This window comes from Propionibacterium sp. (assembly GCF_047719395.1).
Taxonomy (GTDB): Bacteria; Actinomycetota; Actinomycetes; order Propionibacteriales; family Propionibacteriaceae; genus Propionibacterium.
Genome location: NZ_JBDNTB010000034.1, coordinates 14,911 through 29,731 on the forward strand (window position 1 = coordinate 14,911; position 14,821 = coordinate 29,731).

Genomic DNA, 14,821 nt, shown 5'->3' on the forward strand with positions numbered 1-14,821 from the left:
ATCTGCTTGGCTCAGCCTAGCCACGCGCCCGCGGATGGGCGCTGGCGTACACCTCGCGCAGGTGCTGCGCGGTGACCTCGGTGTAGATCTGTGTGGTCGTCACTGAGGCGTGACCGAGCAGTTCCTGGACGACCCTGATGTCGGCACCGCCGTCGAGCAGATGGGTGGCGAAGGAATGCCGCAGGCTGTGGGGGGCCCCCCGGGCCGCGACTCCCGGCGGGTGGCCGCCGGGCGTGGCGCTAGCACACCCGCGCAGCGCGGGCGCCCCGGGGGCCCCTGGGGGGCTGGGGGGGGGGCCGACCGAGGCGCGGGGGGGGGGCGGCCCCGGCGGCCCCCCAATTCCTGCCTGCTGCGCTCTGGTCTGCAGAATCTCCCAGGCGCTCTGCCGGCTCAGCCTGGCTCCCCTGGTGTTCAGGAACAGCGCAGGTACTGCCCTGCGCGCCGAGGTCGCCAGCGCGGGACGGCCGCGCACCAGCCAGGCGTCCACAGCAGAGCGGGCGTAACTGCCGAGCGGCACCATCCGTTGCTTGTTGCCCTTGCCGGTGACCCTCAGCCCGGCGTCGGGGTCGTCCTGTACGCGGGTGAGGTCGTCGACGTCGAGGCCGAGCACTTCACTGATCCGGGCGCCGGTGCCGTAGAGCATTTCCAGCAGTGCTGCATCGCGCAGCCCGATCGGGGTTTCCCGCTCGACCGAATCCAGCAAGCTGGCGACCTGGTCGATGGTGAGAGTCCTCGGCAACCGCTTTCCGGTCTTCGGCGGATGGATCTCCGCGGCGGGATCGTGGGTGGCCAGGCCTTCGGCCACGGCGAATGCATGCAGCCGGCGGATGGCCACCATGGCCCGGGCGATGGAGGACGCAGCCAGGGGTCTGTGAGCTTCGTCACCAGTAGCCAGAAACCGCTCATAGCCGGCGAGCAGGGGTGCATCGACCTGGTCCGGCGATGCGATGCCCAGGTCACACAGCCAGCCGATGTAGCGATTCAGATCGCGCCGGTAGGCAGCGAGAGTGTTGGCGGACAGGCCGCGCTCCACGGCGAGATGGTCGAGATAACCGCGCACCCACGCCACCAGGGGCGCCGCTGCCGACGAGTCCGATGCCGATGAATCTGATTCCGGGGAGCCCGGCGAACCGGCCCCATCTGTTGCGCTCCGGTCGCTCGACGCAGCAGGGTCGCGAGATTGCTGTTCGGAGTGTCCGGTGAAGTCGCCGGGCACGCCATCAGCCGGGTCAGCCAAGCGCGCTGATCTCCTTCGCGCGGGCTCGGAACTCATCGCGGAAGGGCCATGGCGTGTCGGCGGGGCGAAGGTTGTCGATGCGGCCCTCCCGCTGCGCCAACGCCAGAGCCAAGGTGCCGGACACCATGTTCGGATTCTGGACCTGCCCTGCGTAGGCCAGCTCGACCAGCTGGTCGAGCGGCAGCCAGGAGAGCCCCATGTCGGTTTCCTCCTCCTCGACGAGGAAGCCATCAGGGCGAGGCGCCCGGTGCAGACCCTGAGCCAGGAAGACCCGAAGGGATTCCTGCAAACCCCCGGGCGAGCTGAAGAAGTCCACCAGCACACGCCAGTCCTCTGCGGCGAGCATGGCTTCCTCGGCCAGTTCGCGCTTGGCCGCGGTCAATGCCGATTCGCCATCCACGTCGAGAATGCCTGCCGGCGGTTCCACCAGCCGCATGCCCACCGGGTGACGGTACTGGTGCACCACGGCCACTCGGTTCTGGTCGTCCAGGGCCATGATCGAGACGGCACCGGGGTGAGTGACCCATTGGCGCACCATCGTCTGCCCGTCGGGCATCAGTACCTCGTCCTCGACGAAGTCGGAGACCCGTCCGGTTGCCTCGACGGTATGCCTCTTGATGGGCCAGTGCTCGGCGCGGTCCACCAGCCCACTCATTGCGACTCTCCCGTGCGCCGGGTGGTGGAAGTGCGCCTCGCCGGGCGCTTCTGCCCAGCCGTGGACCGGGGACGGCGGCGGGCCGGCTTGGAGCTTCTACTGCTCGAGGTGCGTCGATGAGTGCTGTGATAGCGCTCGATGGCAGCCTCGACCAGGCCGCGGAACAGGGGATTGGCCGCGGTGGGACGCGAGGTGAACTCGGGATGTGCCTGGGTGGCCACGAAGAAGGGATGCACTTCGGGTGGCAGCTCGATGAACTCGACCAGCTCGTGATCCGGGGACAAACCGCAGAAGACCAGCCCGGCCTCCTCCAACTGCTCGCGAAAGGCGTTGTTGACCTCGTAGCGGTGCCGGTGACGTTCGGAGACCTTGGTCTTGCCGTAGAGCCGCTGCACGACGGTGCCGCGCTTGAGCTCGGCAGGGTAGGCGCCCAGCCGCATGGAACCGCCGAGATCACCCTCACCGGAGACGATGGAGCGCTGCTCGGCCATCGTGGCGATGACCGGATGCGGGCTGTCGGGCTCGAACTCGCTGGACGCGGCATCGGTGATGCCGGCCACGTCGCGGGCCACCTCGATCACCATGCACTGCAAGCCCAGGCACAGCCCAAGGGCGGGGATCTTGTTCTCGCGGGCGTAGCGGATCGCACCGAGCTTGCCCTCCACGCCGCGAATACCGAATCCGCCCGGGACCACGATGCCGTCCACGTCGCCCAGCTGTTCGGCAGCGCCCTCGGGTGTTTCGCAGTCGTCGGATTTCACCCAGCGCACCCGTACCCGCGCCCAGTTCGCGAAACCGCCGGCGCGGATGGCCTCGACAACACTCAGGTAGGCATCGGGCAGGTCTATGTACTTGCCGACCAGCGCGATCGTCACCTCTTCGGCGGGACGCTCGACACGGTCGAGCAGGTCATTCCAGGTTGTCCAGTCGACGTCGTGGAAGGGCAGGTTCAGCACGCGCACGACATAGGCGTCCAGGCCCTCGTGGTGCAGGATCTTCGGAATCGCGTAGATGCTCGACGCATCGGGACATGCCACCACACCCTCTTCGTCGACATCGCAGGAGAAGGCGATCTTGCGCTTGATCGACTCCGGCAGCGCCATGGACGAACGGCAGACCAGGGCATCCGGCTGGATTCCGACCGAACGCAGCGCCGCCACCGAGTGCTGGGTGGGCTTCGTCTTCAGTTCGTGGGACGGCCCGATATAGGGCACCAGTGAGACGTGGATGTAGAAGGTGTTACCGCGGCCTATGTCGTGACGGATCTGGCGGGCGGCTTCCAGGAAGGGTTGCGACTCGATGTCGCCGACGGTGCCGCCGATCTCGTGGATGACCACATCGTCGCCGGGCTGGGCCACACCGATCATCCGCGCCTTGATCTCGTCGGTGATGTGGGGGATCACCTGCACGCACTCACCGAGGAAGTCGCCGCGACGCTCTTTGGCGATGACCGTGGAATAGACCTGCCCGGTGGTCACATTGGCCCGCGCGGTGAGGTTCCTGTTGAGGAATCGTTCGTAGTGGCCGATGTCCAGATCGGTCTCGGCACCGTCGTCGGTGACGAAGACCTCGCCGTGCTGGAAGGGGTTCATGGTCCCCGGGTCGACATTGAGATAGGGATCGAGTTTCTGCATCGTCACACGCAATCCACGTGAGACGAGCAGGCTGCCGAGGCTGGATGCCGTGAGGCCCTTGCCGAGGGAGGAGGCGACGCCTCCGGTGACGAATATGTGCTTGGTCTGTTTGGCGTTGCCCACGGACCTCCAGCATAGGTGACGCGGAGTCCTCGGATCACCTCCGGGGTGCATCCGGGAGTCGGAACGCGCTGCTCGTGGAGAACCGCCGCACGGCGAGGTCCAGCGCTCCATCTCGTGTTGTGCGTCGACGAGAAGAAGAGAACCCCCGATCACAATGGGCCAGCCCCATGAAGGCGGCACGGAAACTCTCACGAGGGACATCGCACCAGAGTTCGCAGCCTGCAGGGGATGCCCGAGCTCGGTGCGTCCCCACTCTGTGGAAGGGATTCGCCCACACGATCGGCAGCAGCAGGCCGGGCAGGAGATGTATGGGAAGGCCCGGCCCGTGGCTGCCGATTTGATGAGGGTGGAAAACCAATTCCCAAATTCCGCGCATTCCTGTCTCTGCCCCTGTCTCGGAGCTGCTTCATCGCGAAGAGACGTGGTTCCCCAAGAAGATCTACCCTGCTGGGGTGGATGCACTGATCGTATGCGCGCTCGTTCTCGGATTGTTGTGGTCGGTAATCGCAGAACAGCTCGCTCGCTGGCTCATCAGTGGTCCGCTGTTCTTCGTCCTCGGCGGGATGCTCGCCTCTGTCTTCTTCGGCCAGAATCTGGCCCAGGAACTCAGCACGACTCTCGCTGAGAAAATGATAGAGCTCATCTTGGCAGTGACATTCTTCTCGGCCGCAATCGAGGTACGTGGAGGATTGAATTGGGCCCAGGCGAAACTGGTCATACGGTTGCTGTTCATCGCACTGCCGCTGTCCATCGCCTTTGCCTTCTTCACCGGGCGCGCACTGCTGCCCCATTTCCCCTGGGCAGTCGTGCTGGTGCTTGCGTGCATTCTGATCCCCACCGATTTCTCGACTGCCGGCGCAATGCTGCGTGATGAAAGAATTCACCCACGATTGCGAAATACCCTCAATGTGGAGAGCGGATACAACGGCGGCCTCGTCTCCCCGCTGTTCGTCTTTGCGCTGGCCGTGGCCGAGGGCACTCGCAGCGTCTTCCTCAGCCTCAACGCCGTGGAGCACGCGGCCTGGTGGGCGATTCTGTCCATCCTCGTCGGACTCGTCATCGGCAGCATTTTCGGTTGGCTGGTGGCTGAGTGCAGCAAGTACGACTTCATGACCGCCCAGTCTGTCAGAGTCGGAATTCTTGCTCTGCCGCTGGTGACCTATGCGGTAGCTGTCGGCCTGAACTCCAACGGATTCGTCGCGGCATTCGTGGCAGGAATATCCTATCGGTTCACTCGCGCCAGAGCCGGTGGTGACGACGTGATGGAACGTCCGGAACTGGCCCTTGTGGACGACATCGGAGTATTCGCCACTGCAGCCATTTGGTTCTTGTTCGGGTGCGTCTCGCTGACGGTTCTTGATGGCCAATTCAGGTGGCGACTCGTGCTCATGGCGATACTCGCGCTCACCGTGTTCCGGATCCTTCCGGTGTTCGTGTCCCTCATCGGCAGCCAGACGAGTTGGCGGGAACGCGCCGTCATGGGCCTTGTCGGTCCGAGAGGCATCGCAGCAATCATGTGCGCACTGCTCGCCTTCAACACCCTGGATCACTATCACGGAATGTCCATCCTGTACGCAGGCACCTTTTTGGTGTTCGGCAGCCTGCTGATGCACGGCATTGTTGATCCGCTGATCACCGGCACAGTTCTGGGTATTGGACGAAGCAAGGCCCCCAAACACGTCATGTGAGGGATGGCACTCACGAATATCCCACAATTCACATATTTCGCAGACCAATGTTGTGCAGGGGAGATTTCGCTGTGCCATATTCAGGGCTCCCCCGCACGCATGAGTTCTCCTGATCCATGACTCCTAGGTGCCCATCGCCTGAGTCTGCTCCATCAGCTCCTTGGCGTGGGCCAGTGCGGTATCCGATTCGGTACCGGCCATCAGCCGGGCGATCTCGTGCAGCCGCCGATCTCCCTCGGCCAGCACGATGTCGCTGGCGGTCACCGATCCCTCATTGGCCTTGGTCACCACATAGTGGCGATCTGCGAAGACTGCCACCTGGGCAAGATGGGTCACCACGATCACCTGGGAATGCTGGGCGAGCCTGGCCAGTCGCCGCCCGATCTGCAGCGCAACCCGGCCGCCGACCCCGGCGTCCACCTCGTCGAAGACGAAGGTATGCCCCGGCTCGGAACCGGCGAGCACAGCTTCCAGAGCCAGCCGAACACGGGAGAGTTCGCCCCCGGACGCCATCTTCGCCAGCGGAGCCAGTGGCGATCCAGGATTTGCGCTGAACAACAGCTGAACCCGATCTGTGCCCCACGGCCCCGGGGCAGAGAGCTCGCCGAGCTGAAATTCCAGCTTTGCATGCGGCATGGCGAGATCCGCGAGTTCACCCTGCACCTCGCCGGCTATGCCGTGGGTGGCCTTGTCGCGCAGGGTGTGCAGGTGGCCTGCCTGCTGAGCCAGCTCGGCATCGAGCACGCCGAGCTTCTCCTGGAGCTCCTCGATGCGCCCCCCATCGGTATCCAGATCCCCCACCCGCCGGGCTGCATCTGCGGCCCAGGAAATCACCTCGTCTGCGGTGGCGCCGTACTTGCGGAACAGCCCAGCCAGCGCAGCCCGGCGAGAGGTGACGGCCTCCAGAGCGTTCGGGTCAGCCTCCAGGTCAGCCAGATAGGACGCGATCTCTGCCGCCATCTCGCCCAGTTCGGAGGACAGCACATCGAGCCTTCCCACCAGCTCAGCCGCACGCGAATCAAGATCCGCAATGCGGTGCACCGACTTGCGCGCCGAGCCCACGAGCCCGAGAGCCCCTGGATCATCAGGGTCGCCGTCGTCAGCCCCGGACAGCGCATGCCCGGCCTGTTCGGCAAGCATCCGCAGGTCATCGAGTGCCTGGAGTCTGCTGGCCTGTGCAGCGAGCTCGGCATCCTCGCCGGGCTTGGGGCCGACAGCGCCGATCTCGTCCAGGCCGAAGCGCAGCAGATCCCGCTCCTGGGCACGCTCGCGGGCATTGCTGACCCGCTCATCGAGCTCGGCCGCCACCTGGCGGCGCTCGGCGAAAACCTCCCGGTATGCCTCGAGCAGTGCCTCGAATTCGGGCCCGGCATAGCGATCGAGCAGCTCACGTTGCCGTTCGGGGTTGGCCAGCCTCGACACCTCCGACTGGCCGTGGATGGTGGCCATTTCGGCGACGATCTCGCCTGTCGCGCCGATGGGCGTCTGAACCCCGCCGACCCACGCCCGCGATCTGCCGCTGTCCTGCACCTGACGGGTGACGATCAGCTCACCGTCGGCGGTGTCAGCTCCGGCCTCGGCCAGGCGGGACACCAGAGCCTCGAAACCGGTGAAGTCTCCTTCCACCTGGGCGCGCCGTGAACCAACCCGCACCATGTGGGCATCGGCGCGGCTGCCGAGCAACAGCCCCAGCCCGGTGACGATCATCGTCTTGCCCGCGCCCGTCTCGCCGGTGATGGCGGTCAAACCCTGCGCAGGTTCCAGTTCGGATGCCTCGATGACGCCGAGACCGGCGATCCTCAGTGCGCTCAGCACGCCTACTCGCCCCGTGTGTGCAACTGCGGATTTCGCCAGCCCTGAATGTTCAGGCCGAACTTCTTGACCAGCCGCGTCGCGAAGGGTTGTTCGCTCAGCCGGGCGATCTGGAGGTCGGCCGGATAACGTCGCACGCTCACCTGATAGCCGGCGCCCACATAGGCGTTACGGCGCCCGTCGCACCAGACAACCGCCGACAGGCTCATATCACCAACCATCCGCAGATCTACCTTGGAGCTGGGTGCGACGACGCAGGCCTGGTGGAACAGCGCATGTGCGGCGATGGGAACCACTTCGAAAGCCTGCGTGTCCGGCCAGATCACCGGGCCACCGCTGGAGAATGCATAGGCCGTCGACCCGGACGCAGAAGCGACCAGTACGCCGTCGCATGCCCAGCGGGACAACGGCCGCCCATCGATGGAGACCAGCAGGTCCGCCATCTTCTGACGTGACGCTTTCTCCGTGGACACCTCATTGATCGCGAACGATGTCCACACGACATTGTCGACAGCATCGCGAACCTCGACCGCCAGGGTCAGCCGGCGCTCGATCTGGTAGTCCCGTCGAGCCACCTTGTCGATGAGCTCCTCAACCTCGGAGGCCTCCAGCTCGGCGAGGAATCCGACATGGCCCAGATTCACCCCGAGCAGCGGCACACCGTGCGGCAAGGCCCATTCGGCACTCCACAGAATGGTTCCGTCGCCGCCGAAGACCACCATGAGTTCGACCTCGGAGTCCTCGTCGAAGACGTCGACCACGCCGTTCGGCAGGCGCCGCTGCACATCGGTGACCCTGGTGGGCTCCACGAGACAGTTGATGCCGTGGCGCCACATGCCCTCGATGAACTCGGCCGCGCGATCGACTGCCTCTCGGCGAGTCGGATGCATGATGACCGCCACGCGACGCTGTTGATCCACGTGTTCAGCCTACCGAGCAGCCGAATATGTGCGTCTCACCGCGGTGTGGTGAGCTGCGAATCCGGTTCTCAGCAGCATCGATGCCGGCATTTCTGGCCGGCAGGGTGGGCGGCAGCAGCTTCAGCGAGATGAAGGAGACATCTCCGACGACCTGTTCCACCATGTGCCCCCCGAGATCGCAGAGGGTGGGTTCCCGGAGATGATGACCTGCACGGCTGTTCACCCGAGGATCTGCCCGCAGCACCGTGGCGCCCTCCACACGGACACGGCCTGAGCCGATCGGCTCGGCAGCACGGGATCTGGCAAGCCCGGCGGCCGAAAGAGCGATGTCGAGCCGGACAGCGGATGGATCGTGAGCGCTCACGCCGCGTCGGTCTGACCAGGGAGCACTCCCTGACCCGGCAGTGCTGGCTGTGACAAGACGACATTGTCACGGGAGGCGTCAAGAATCCTGGCCAGTTCCTGCTGGGCAATCTTCAGACACCCCAGGCGCTCGGCAAGCGGCAGGTCCAGTGATTCCGCGCACCGCGCGATCACCGCATCGACATCCCGATTACCAGTGACGGGCACCTGCGACTCCTCGGGCACCACGGCGGTGGCTGGAGTGGGGCCATCCATCGCAGCCGGGAGAGCACTGGTCATGGGACTGTCCATGGGCCGTGAGCCTAGCGCGACGGCCTGACTGTCAGTCCCCCAGGCCGCGGGCCTGTAGGGCCTCACCCACCTGGAGAGCATGACCGACGGCACTCACCACGACCGGCGCGGCGAATCGCCAGGACACCTTCTCGAGTCCTCGTGCCCTCGCCGCATCACGAACAGTGCGCACCGACACCAGCAGATACGGAATCGCATTCCACATGATCGCGATGGTCAGGGCGAACTTCTCCGGATTGGCCCCGAACACCCTGAAGGGCTTCGCCAGCGAGGCGATGGCGTCCATGATCTTGGACGCCGCAGTGGTACAGGTGAGCATCCGGGCCAGCCACAGGCAGCTGAGCATGCCAGCCACGAAGACCACGCCACGCTGCCAGCTGAGGAAGATCGAATAGTAGGCGAGCATCAGCGCGTTCATCACCCACACACCGGGGCCCGGGTCGAGTGTGCTCAGCGGCAGTCCCCCCGCGAGGACGACCAGCAGGCCTGCCAACACCAGCGTGCACAGCGAGAGCATGACATTGTGCAGGAAGAAGGGCACCACGCCCAGAGCCAGCATCACGAGGTATTTCAGCCACAGCGGGCTGCGATGCATTGGAGAGTTCCCGGCACGATAGGCACCAAGGTAGTTCTCGAGGTTCATGCCCACGCCCCCGTCACGGCCTCATTCATGCCCGCACTTCGCGCGGGGCGTCAGCGCGGCCTTCCATCATTGCGCGATAGTGTCCGACGATGTCGCCTGGTTCGCCATCGTCGATGATGTGGCCGGAATCCACGAGCAGCGCCCGGTCCATCCGCCCGGCCAGCTCGAGGTCGTGCGTGGAACACACCAGTTGCTGGTCGAGGGCATCGAATGCCCTGGTCAACATCATCTTGTTGCGCAGATCGAGCAGTGTGGTGGGTTCATCTGCGATGACGATCCGGGGTTCGACGGCGAGCACGCAGGCAAGGGACACGAGCTGGCGCTCTCCCCCGGAAAGGGCATGGACGCTGCGATTGGCCAGCCTGTCCAGACCATTTCGGGCCAAGATGGCCAGCGCCCGGGCGTGCCGGAGCTTCCTGTCATGCACCGAGGCGCGCAGGCTCAACTCCACCTCTTCCAGGGGCGTGGCCATCACCAACTGGGCCATCGGGTCGGTGAAAACATGGCCCACCATGCGGCGCACCTGCTTGCCCTGACGCGAGGGGTCCAGACCCTCTACGAGCACCTGACCCGTGCTGGCCTTCATCAGTCCGTTGACAAGCTTGAGCAGGGTGGATTTGCCCGAGCCGTTCGCGCCGATCACGGCAACACGCCGCTCGGTGAGCGTCAACGTGACATCGGACAGGATCTGCTGCTTGCTGGCCTGCCCGTCGAGGTCATAACTCTCGACCTCGACACCCACTGCGCGGTATTCGATCATGGACGGCTCAGGCCTTCCGGGCCGGCATGAGGGCGGGGAATGCTGTGAACACCGCCACCGCCAGGAATCCTGCGATGACGCCCTTCAGGCAGTCCCATGGGAAGAACGGCGCAGTCGTGATGAGGGCCCTGGTGAGCGTCATGTGCAGCGTCGTCATGAAGAAGATCACGCCGCACAGGTGAATGATGACGACCCCGAGGATCGCGCATGCAATGAGCAACCAGGGAAGTGCACGGCGGTTCGGACGTCTGCGCAGCGCAACTGCGGCAACCGCGCCGACAATGAAACCTTGGACCACGAAGCCCAGGAGGTATCCGCCTGTCGGACCGATGATGGCTGCCGGGCCGGAGTGGCCACCGGCGAAGACCGGCAGCCCGGCAATGCCCACCAGCAGATACAGCGCGCAGGCACAGCCACCGCGCAGCGGGCCCAGCACGAGAGGTGTCAACAGGACGGCGATGACCTGGATCGCGAACGGGATGGCGCCGACCGTGAAGATCGGCGGAATGATGGCAAGCACTGCCATCAGTGCCGCAAACACGGCGATGAGCGCAATGTCGGACGCACCGAAGCCGGCTCTCTCGGCCTTCCGGGCGTGAACTTGGGTGGTCATGTGTCCTCCTGGGGAAGGGCCCGGCCGAGGTGTCGCGGTCTGGGCCCTGGGCAGAATTCTAGATCCTGACTTGAACAGTGTTCAGGGCGGGTCACGGTGCGGGCTCTCACCTCGTTCCACGAGACCAGCGCGTGTCAGGGAAGACATGATGTGGGGAAGACATGATGTCCTGGGGGCTCGGCTGCATCGCGACGCGATGGTCCCGCCGCCTGATCCCGGTCCTTGACCACGGCCAGCCTCCCCCACGACAGGTGCTCGACAGGTGAGCCATGGCCCGATCGCACAAGGCCACTCAGTGCAGCAGCGTGAACTCCTGCAGAACCGCTGCGACATCCGGGCCAGCTCCACCTGCGTCGCGGATCTGCCAGACCAGAGCCAGCACGGCCCACAGCGCATCGAGCTGCTCGTCCCTGGTGATCAGTGGAGCATTGAGGGTGAGCACGCCACCATCCACGCTCACGGTGGCCCCGGCACAGCTCACCTGGTTTCCCGACCGGCTGACGACCCGCGACGGATGGAGGAGGGCCCGAAGGTCATAACCGATGTGGTCGGGGCGCTGGATCGGATCGGCGTCCACCAGGTCGTACATGCCATGAGCTCCGGTGAACACGAGCATGGACGCCATGTCGACCCGGCGCGCACCTTCGATGTCGGTATCGAGCCGATCACCCACGAAGATGGGATGCTCCCCGCCGAGCCGGCGGATCGTCTCGCGCAACAGGGGCGGATACGGCTTACCGGCAACCTCGGGAATCCGCTCCGGAAAGCAGCAACCGATGGCGGCGATCTGCGAACCCACGCCGGGTTCCAGACCCAGATCGGTGGGCCGGGTCGGATCGAGATTCGAGGCGTACCACTCAGCACCGGCTTGAATGGCGTGCACGGCATCGGTGACCCTGGGCCACGTCATGTCAGGGTCATATCCCTGTACGACCGCGACGGGCTGCGCACTGCGGTCCGGCACCGGAGTGAGCCCTACGGCGGACACCTCATCGGCGAGTGCCTGGGTGCCCACCACGAGCACCTTCGCGCCAGGATCGAGCGAATCGCGCAGCATGGCGGCGGCTGCCTGCGCGCTGGTGACGATGTCGGTGGCCTCCGAGGGGATGCCGATACGAGTCAACTGGTCGGAGACCACCCTGGGTGGACGCGCCGCATTGTTCGTGACGAAACCGACACGCACTCCTCTGTCCCGCAGCGCGCCGATGCCATCCGGTGCACCCTCGACTGGTTCCGGCCCGAGGTAGACCACGCCGTCCAAGTCGAACAGTGCACAGTCGTAGGTATCACACAGCGCAGCTGAAGTCACGGTATGGGGTCCTCCCTGTCATGCCCCGGCCGTTGGCAAGGGTCATCGCGGCTCGGAGCACGGCAGGAACCGGGCCGAGCATGTCACCGCAGAAGACCCTACCGCCCGATCCGATCAGCTCAGCTCGCCGTGCCCACCTACTGGTGCGCCTGGCATTCGGCTCCGACGAACGGTTCCGAGGGCCACTTCCTCGAGTTCCGACGGCGAAGAATGGCCGAATGGTCAGTCGAACGGCAGCTCAGTCCCGTGAATCCGGTTCCGGAAGGGGATCAGTGTCCGTGGTTCCGTCCGCAGGCTTGTCAGAGGCCACTTCCTCGACATCGCTGCCCTGATCCTGATCGTCTACACCATCAATCTCTGATTCTTCGGGCAGGCCCCTGCCAGCTTCGGGCTCCGCAGCTTCCGCACCGCCAGGCTTCGCAACGTCGCCCCCGACGTGGGCGACGGCATCCTGGTCCTCGACGCCACTCGACCCTGATTCGTCAGGTTGAGCATCGCCGTCCCCGGCCTCGTCCATCACATCCTGAGGCTCCGCCTCGGGCCGGTCATCGTCCTCGATGAGCATGTCATCGTTCTCGTCGAAATCCTCTTCGCCGACGTCGACGCCCAACGCAATCAACCTGTCCCGGGTGTCGAGCTCGCGTTGAGAATCAAAGCCTGCCGCAGCGGTGAACCACTTGGCAGCCGACTCGGTCTCCCCCTTCTCCTCGAGGAAGTTGGCGTACGCGTAGCGCAACCGCGCCCGGGATTCATGCGAGCCCTCATGACGTCCGATTGCATCGCGTAGCAGGCGCATGGCCTCGTCGCGGTGGCCCATGTCGTCGCGAAGGCCGGCCTCCACGAGGACGAGCTCGACGCGCTGCGTCGGCTCGAGCTCGAGGGAGTGGGCGTCGCGGATAGTGCGCAGCGCCTGGTCCTGACGCCCGACAGCCCGCTCGCAGTCAGCGATCACCGGCCAGAAGTTCGGATCTCCCGTCATGCGCTGCACTGCCCGGTACTCGGTGAGGGCCGTGGAGAACTCCTCCGCCGCATATGCCGCTTCGGCAACGGCCTCACGCACCACCGGCAGGCGCGACGCCCGTCTGCGAGCGGCATTGGCATGACGCAGCGCCCGCTCCGGATCATCGTCCAGCCATTCCTGGGCAGCCAGCAGATGCGCAGCGACCTCCTTCGCCAAATCCTTCGGAAGGCCGCGAAGCTCAGCACGGACAGGAAGCGGCAGTGCCTTCACATCCGCGTCGAGATCAACCTGCGGCTCATCGACCGCTGGCTCCCTGCGACGGGTTGGCCGGGAATCGTCGTATCGGGACCGGTCGTCATGACGGCCCCCGGAACTCGGCCGGCCACTGCTGTCACGGTCCTCCCGGCGCCGATTGTCCTGGCGCCCGCGCCGTTCGCCCGAGCCAAATCCACGGTCATTCCTGCGACTGTCATCACGGTTCCACGAACCTCTGCCGGACCTCTCGTCGCGCCGCGATCCCTCAGACCTTGAACTGCCGCCAGATTCGCCATCACCACGACGCTCGTCATCACGATGCCAGGAACCCCGAGTGGAACTGCCTCGACCTCGCGGCTCCCTGCGCCGGTCGTCTTGGCGAAAATCGCCGCGGCCGCCGTTCCGGTCATTCCGCTTGAAGTCCCCGCGACCATCGCCCTCGGAATATCCGTGCCCGCTGTGGCGATCATCACGGTCCCGCTTGCTGCCTTCGTCGCCCTGGCGGTTGTCGCGGTAGCCACCCGAGCGCCCCAGTGGACGGTGTTCCGAGCGATCTTCGTAGGGACGACGCGCACGCGACTGATCTCCGTCACGGGAACCGCTCCAGCCAGACTTCTGGCCACGACCGTCCGCATACCGACTGTTGCGATCCTCGCCGCGTCCATTCCGACCGCCACCATCACGCCATTCACCGCCGGAGCGATTACCCGCCGAGTTGCGCCCACCCGAGTGCCAGGAATCACGGCTGCGTGACCCAGCAGAACCGCTGCGGCCGCCGCGGTGGTCATACTCACGACGATCACCGTCACGGTTCTCCCGGCCGAAACCGCCCCGATCTGAGCCATTCGCATTCCGGCCGTGCTGGCCCCGGCCCTCATGGCGAAACTCATCACGCGCACGACCACGGCCACTCGGGTCGTATCCACTGCTGTCGTGCCCACCAGCTCCATCTCTGGACCCTTGGCGGTCAGCACGGTCGCGGTCATCACCTGACCAGCCCCGACCACGGCTGTCGTGGTCCCCACGGCCGCCCCTGTGTGAATCCCCGCGCCACTGACCGCCTGACTCATTGCCCCGGCCTCGCCAGCCTGAGGAATTCGACCAACCGCGGCCGGAGCCAGAACTGCTGCGCCGATCTCGATCGCTGCCATGATCCGAGGACGCCGAATGGTCCCTGCCGGCCGAAGTAGAACGACCGCCAGAGGAAGATGCAGAGGATCCTGGGCGATGTCCGCCACTCCTGTTTTCGAAACCGCCATGGGAACCAGAATCTTTTCGATAACCACCATTGCGGGAAGCCCCGCGGGAATAATTGCCGCCACGTCGCGGAGATGAATTTCCCCTGCTGGATCCATGGGATTGACCGGAATGGTCTCCCGATTGTGAACGCGAGCCGTCCGGCGAGTCTGCCATGTCATCCATCCCTGTTGTCGATCCTGTCGCACCGCATGGCACGCCTCGGGTGGCCTCATTGTCATGCCGACCCAATGAAAAGTACTTATATGAAAAAACTCCCCTCCGGTTGGGGAGGGGAGTTGGGTGTGTGGCGGTGTCTTA

The 14,821-nt window shown here is 65.2% G+C and carries 14 protein-coding genes; 1 reads left to right on the top strand and 13 read right to left on the bottom strand.

Annotated elements, in window-relative coordinates:
* Nucleotides 1-16 precede the first annotated feature (16 nt).
* The 3 genes from ABF648_RS07445 to ABF648_RS07455 are packed head-to-tail and all read right to left on the bottom strand — an operon-like array spanning nt 17 to nt 3,700.
* Entirely contained in the window at nt 17-1,273 is a 1,257-nt protein-coding gene (locus ABF648_RS07445; protein ID WP_415631669.1) for a site-specific tyrosine recombinase XerD, read from the bottom strand.
* The gene (locus tag ABF648_RS07450) at nt 1,230-1,892 is read right to left on the bottom strand and encodes an NUDIX domain-containing protein (protein ID WP_415631670.1); all 663 of its coding nucleotides are present in this window, start codon (nt 1,890-1,892) and stop codon (nt 1,230-1,232) included. Before ABF648_RS07450 ends, ABF648_RS07445 begins: the two co-directional genes overlap by 44 nt.
* Entirely contained in the window at nt 1,889-3,700 is a 1,812-nt protein-coding gene (locus ABF648_RS07455) for a CTP synthase (protein WP_415631683.1), read from the bottom strand. Before ABF648_RS07455 ends, ABF648_RS07450 begins: the two co-directional genes overlap by 4 nt.
* A 401-nt stretch (nt 3,701-4,101) precedes the next feature.
* On the opposite strand from ABF648_RS07455, the gene ABF648_RS07460 reads away from it, so the two are divergent.
* Nucleotides 4,102-5,337, top strand: a complete 1,236-nt coding sequence (locus ABF648_RS07460) for a cation:proton antiporter (protein WP_415631671.1) — start codon at nt 4,102-4,104, stop codon at nt 5,335-5,337.
* A 123-nt stretch (nt 5,338-5,460) separates the two neighbouring features.
* Here the strand turns inward: ABF648_RS07460 and recN are convergent, their stop codons facing one another.
* The 10 genes from recN to ABF648_RS07510 form a co-directional block, all read right to left on the bottom strand.
* Nucleotides 5,461-7,152, bottom strand: a complete 1,692-nt coding sequence (recN, locus tag ABF648_RS07465; protein ID WP_415631672.1) for a DNA repair protein RecN — start codon at nt 7,150-7,152, stop codon at nt 5,461-5,463.
* A 2-nt stretch (nt 7,153-7,154) separates the two neighbouring features.
* Nucleotides 7,155-8,069, bottom strand: a complete 915-nt coding sequence (locus ABF648_RS07470) for an NAD kinase (protein WP_415631673.1) — start codon at nt 8,067-8,069, stop codon at nt 7,155-7,157.
* 4 nt (nt 8,070-8,073) lie between these two features.
* On the bottom strand, nt 8,074-8,433 hold the full coding sequence (locus ABF648_RS07475; protein ID WP_415631674.1) for a hypothetical protein: 360 nt from the start codon (nt 8,431-8,433) through the stop codon (nt 8,074-8,076).
* Nucleotides 8,430-8,711, bottom strand: a complete 282-nt coding sequence (locus ABF648_RS07480; RefSeq protein WP_415631675.1) for a hypothetical protein — start codon at nt 8,709-8,711, stop codon at nt 8,430-8,432. Before ABF648_RS07480 ends, ABF648_RS07475 begins: the two co-directional genes overlap by 4 nt.
* A 43-nt stretch (nt 8,712-8,754) precedes the next feature.
* Nucleotides 8,755-9,366, bottom strand: a complete 612-nt coding sequence (locus ABF648_RS07485; protein ID WP_415631676.1) for a CbiQ family ECF transporter T component — start codon at nt 9,364-9,366, stop codon at nt 8,755-8,757.
* A gap of 25 nt (nt 9,367-9,391) precedes the next feature.
* Complete coding sequence (locus ABF648_RS07490) at nt 9,392-10,126, bottom strand: energy-coupling factor ABC transporter ATP-binding protein (protein WP_415631677.1); 735 nt, start codon at nt 10,124-10,126, stop codon at nt 9,392-9,394.
* Nucleotides 10,127-10,133: 7 nt separating this feature from the next.
* A complete protein-coding gene (locus ABF648_RS07495; protein ID WP_415631678.1) occupies nt 10,134-10,739 on the bottom strand; it encodes a biotin transporter BioY in 606 nt (201 codons plus the stop codon).
* A 292-nt stretch (nt 10,740-11,031) separates the two neighbouring features.
* Complete coding sequence (locus tag ABF648_RS07500) at nt 11,032-12,048, bottom strand: HAD-IIA family hydrolase (RefSeq protein ID WP_415631679.1); 1,017 nt, start codon at nt 12,046-12,048, stop codon at nt 11,032-11,034.
* 238 nt (nt 12,049-12,286) lie between these two features.
* The gene (locus tag ABF648_RS07505) at nt 12,287-13,225 is read right to left on the bottom strand and encodes a hypothetical protein (RefSeq protein ID WP_415631680.1); all 939 of its coding nucleotides are present in this window, start codon (nt 13,223-13,225) and stop codon (nt 12,287-12,289) included.
* Between the two features lie 50 nt (nt 13,226-13,275).
* Entirely contained in the window at nt 13,276-14,289 is a 1,014-nt protein-coding gene (locus tag ABF648_RS07510) for a hypothetical protein (RefSeq protein ID WP_415631681.1), read from the bottom strand.
* Nucleotides 14,290-14,821 lie beyond the last annotated feature (532 nt).

Bases quoted from the DNA above. Each gene is read 5' to 3' on its own strand.
- ABF648_RS07445 (WP_415631669.1), bottom strand. From the start codon at position 1,273: ATGAGTTCCGAGCCCGCGCGAAGGAGATCAGCGCGCTTGGCTGACCCG.
- ABF648_RS07450 (WP_415631670.1), bottom strand. From the start codon at position 1,892: ATGAGTGGGCTGGTGGACCGCGCCGAGCACTGGCCCATCAAGAGGCAT.
- ABF648_RS07455 (WP_415631683.1), bottom strand. From the start codon at position 3,700: ATGCACCCCGGAGGTGATCCGAGGACTCCGCGTCACCTATGCTGGAGG.
- ABF648_RS07480 (WP_415631675.1), bottom strand. From the start codon at position 8,711: ATGACCAGTGCTCTCCCGGCTGCGATGGATGGCCCCACTCCAGCCACC.
- ABF648_RS07485 (WP_415631676.1), bottom strand. From the start codon at position 9,366: ATGAACCTCGAGAACTACCTTGGTGCCTATCGTGCCGGGAACTCTCCA.
- ABF648_RS07490 (WP_415631677.1), bottom strand. From the start codon at position 10,126: ATGATCGAATACCGCGCAGTGGGTGTCGAGGTCGAGAGTTATGACCTC.
- ABF648_RS07495 (WP_415631678.1), bottom strand. From the start codon at position 10,739: ATGACCACCCAAGTTCACGCCCGGAAGGCCGAGAGAGCCGGCTTCGGT.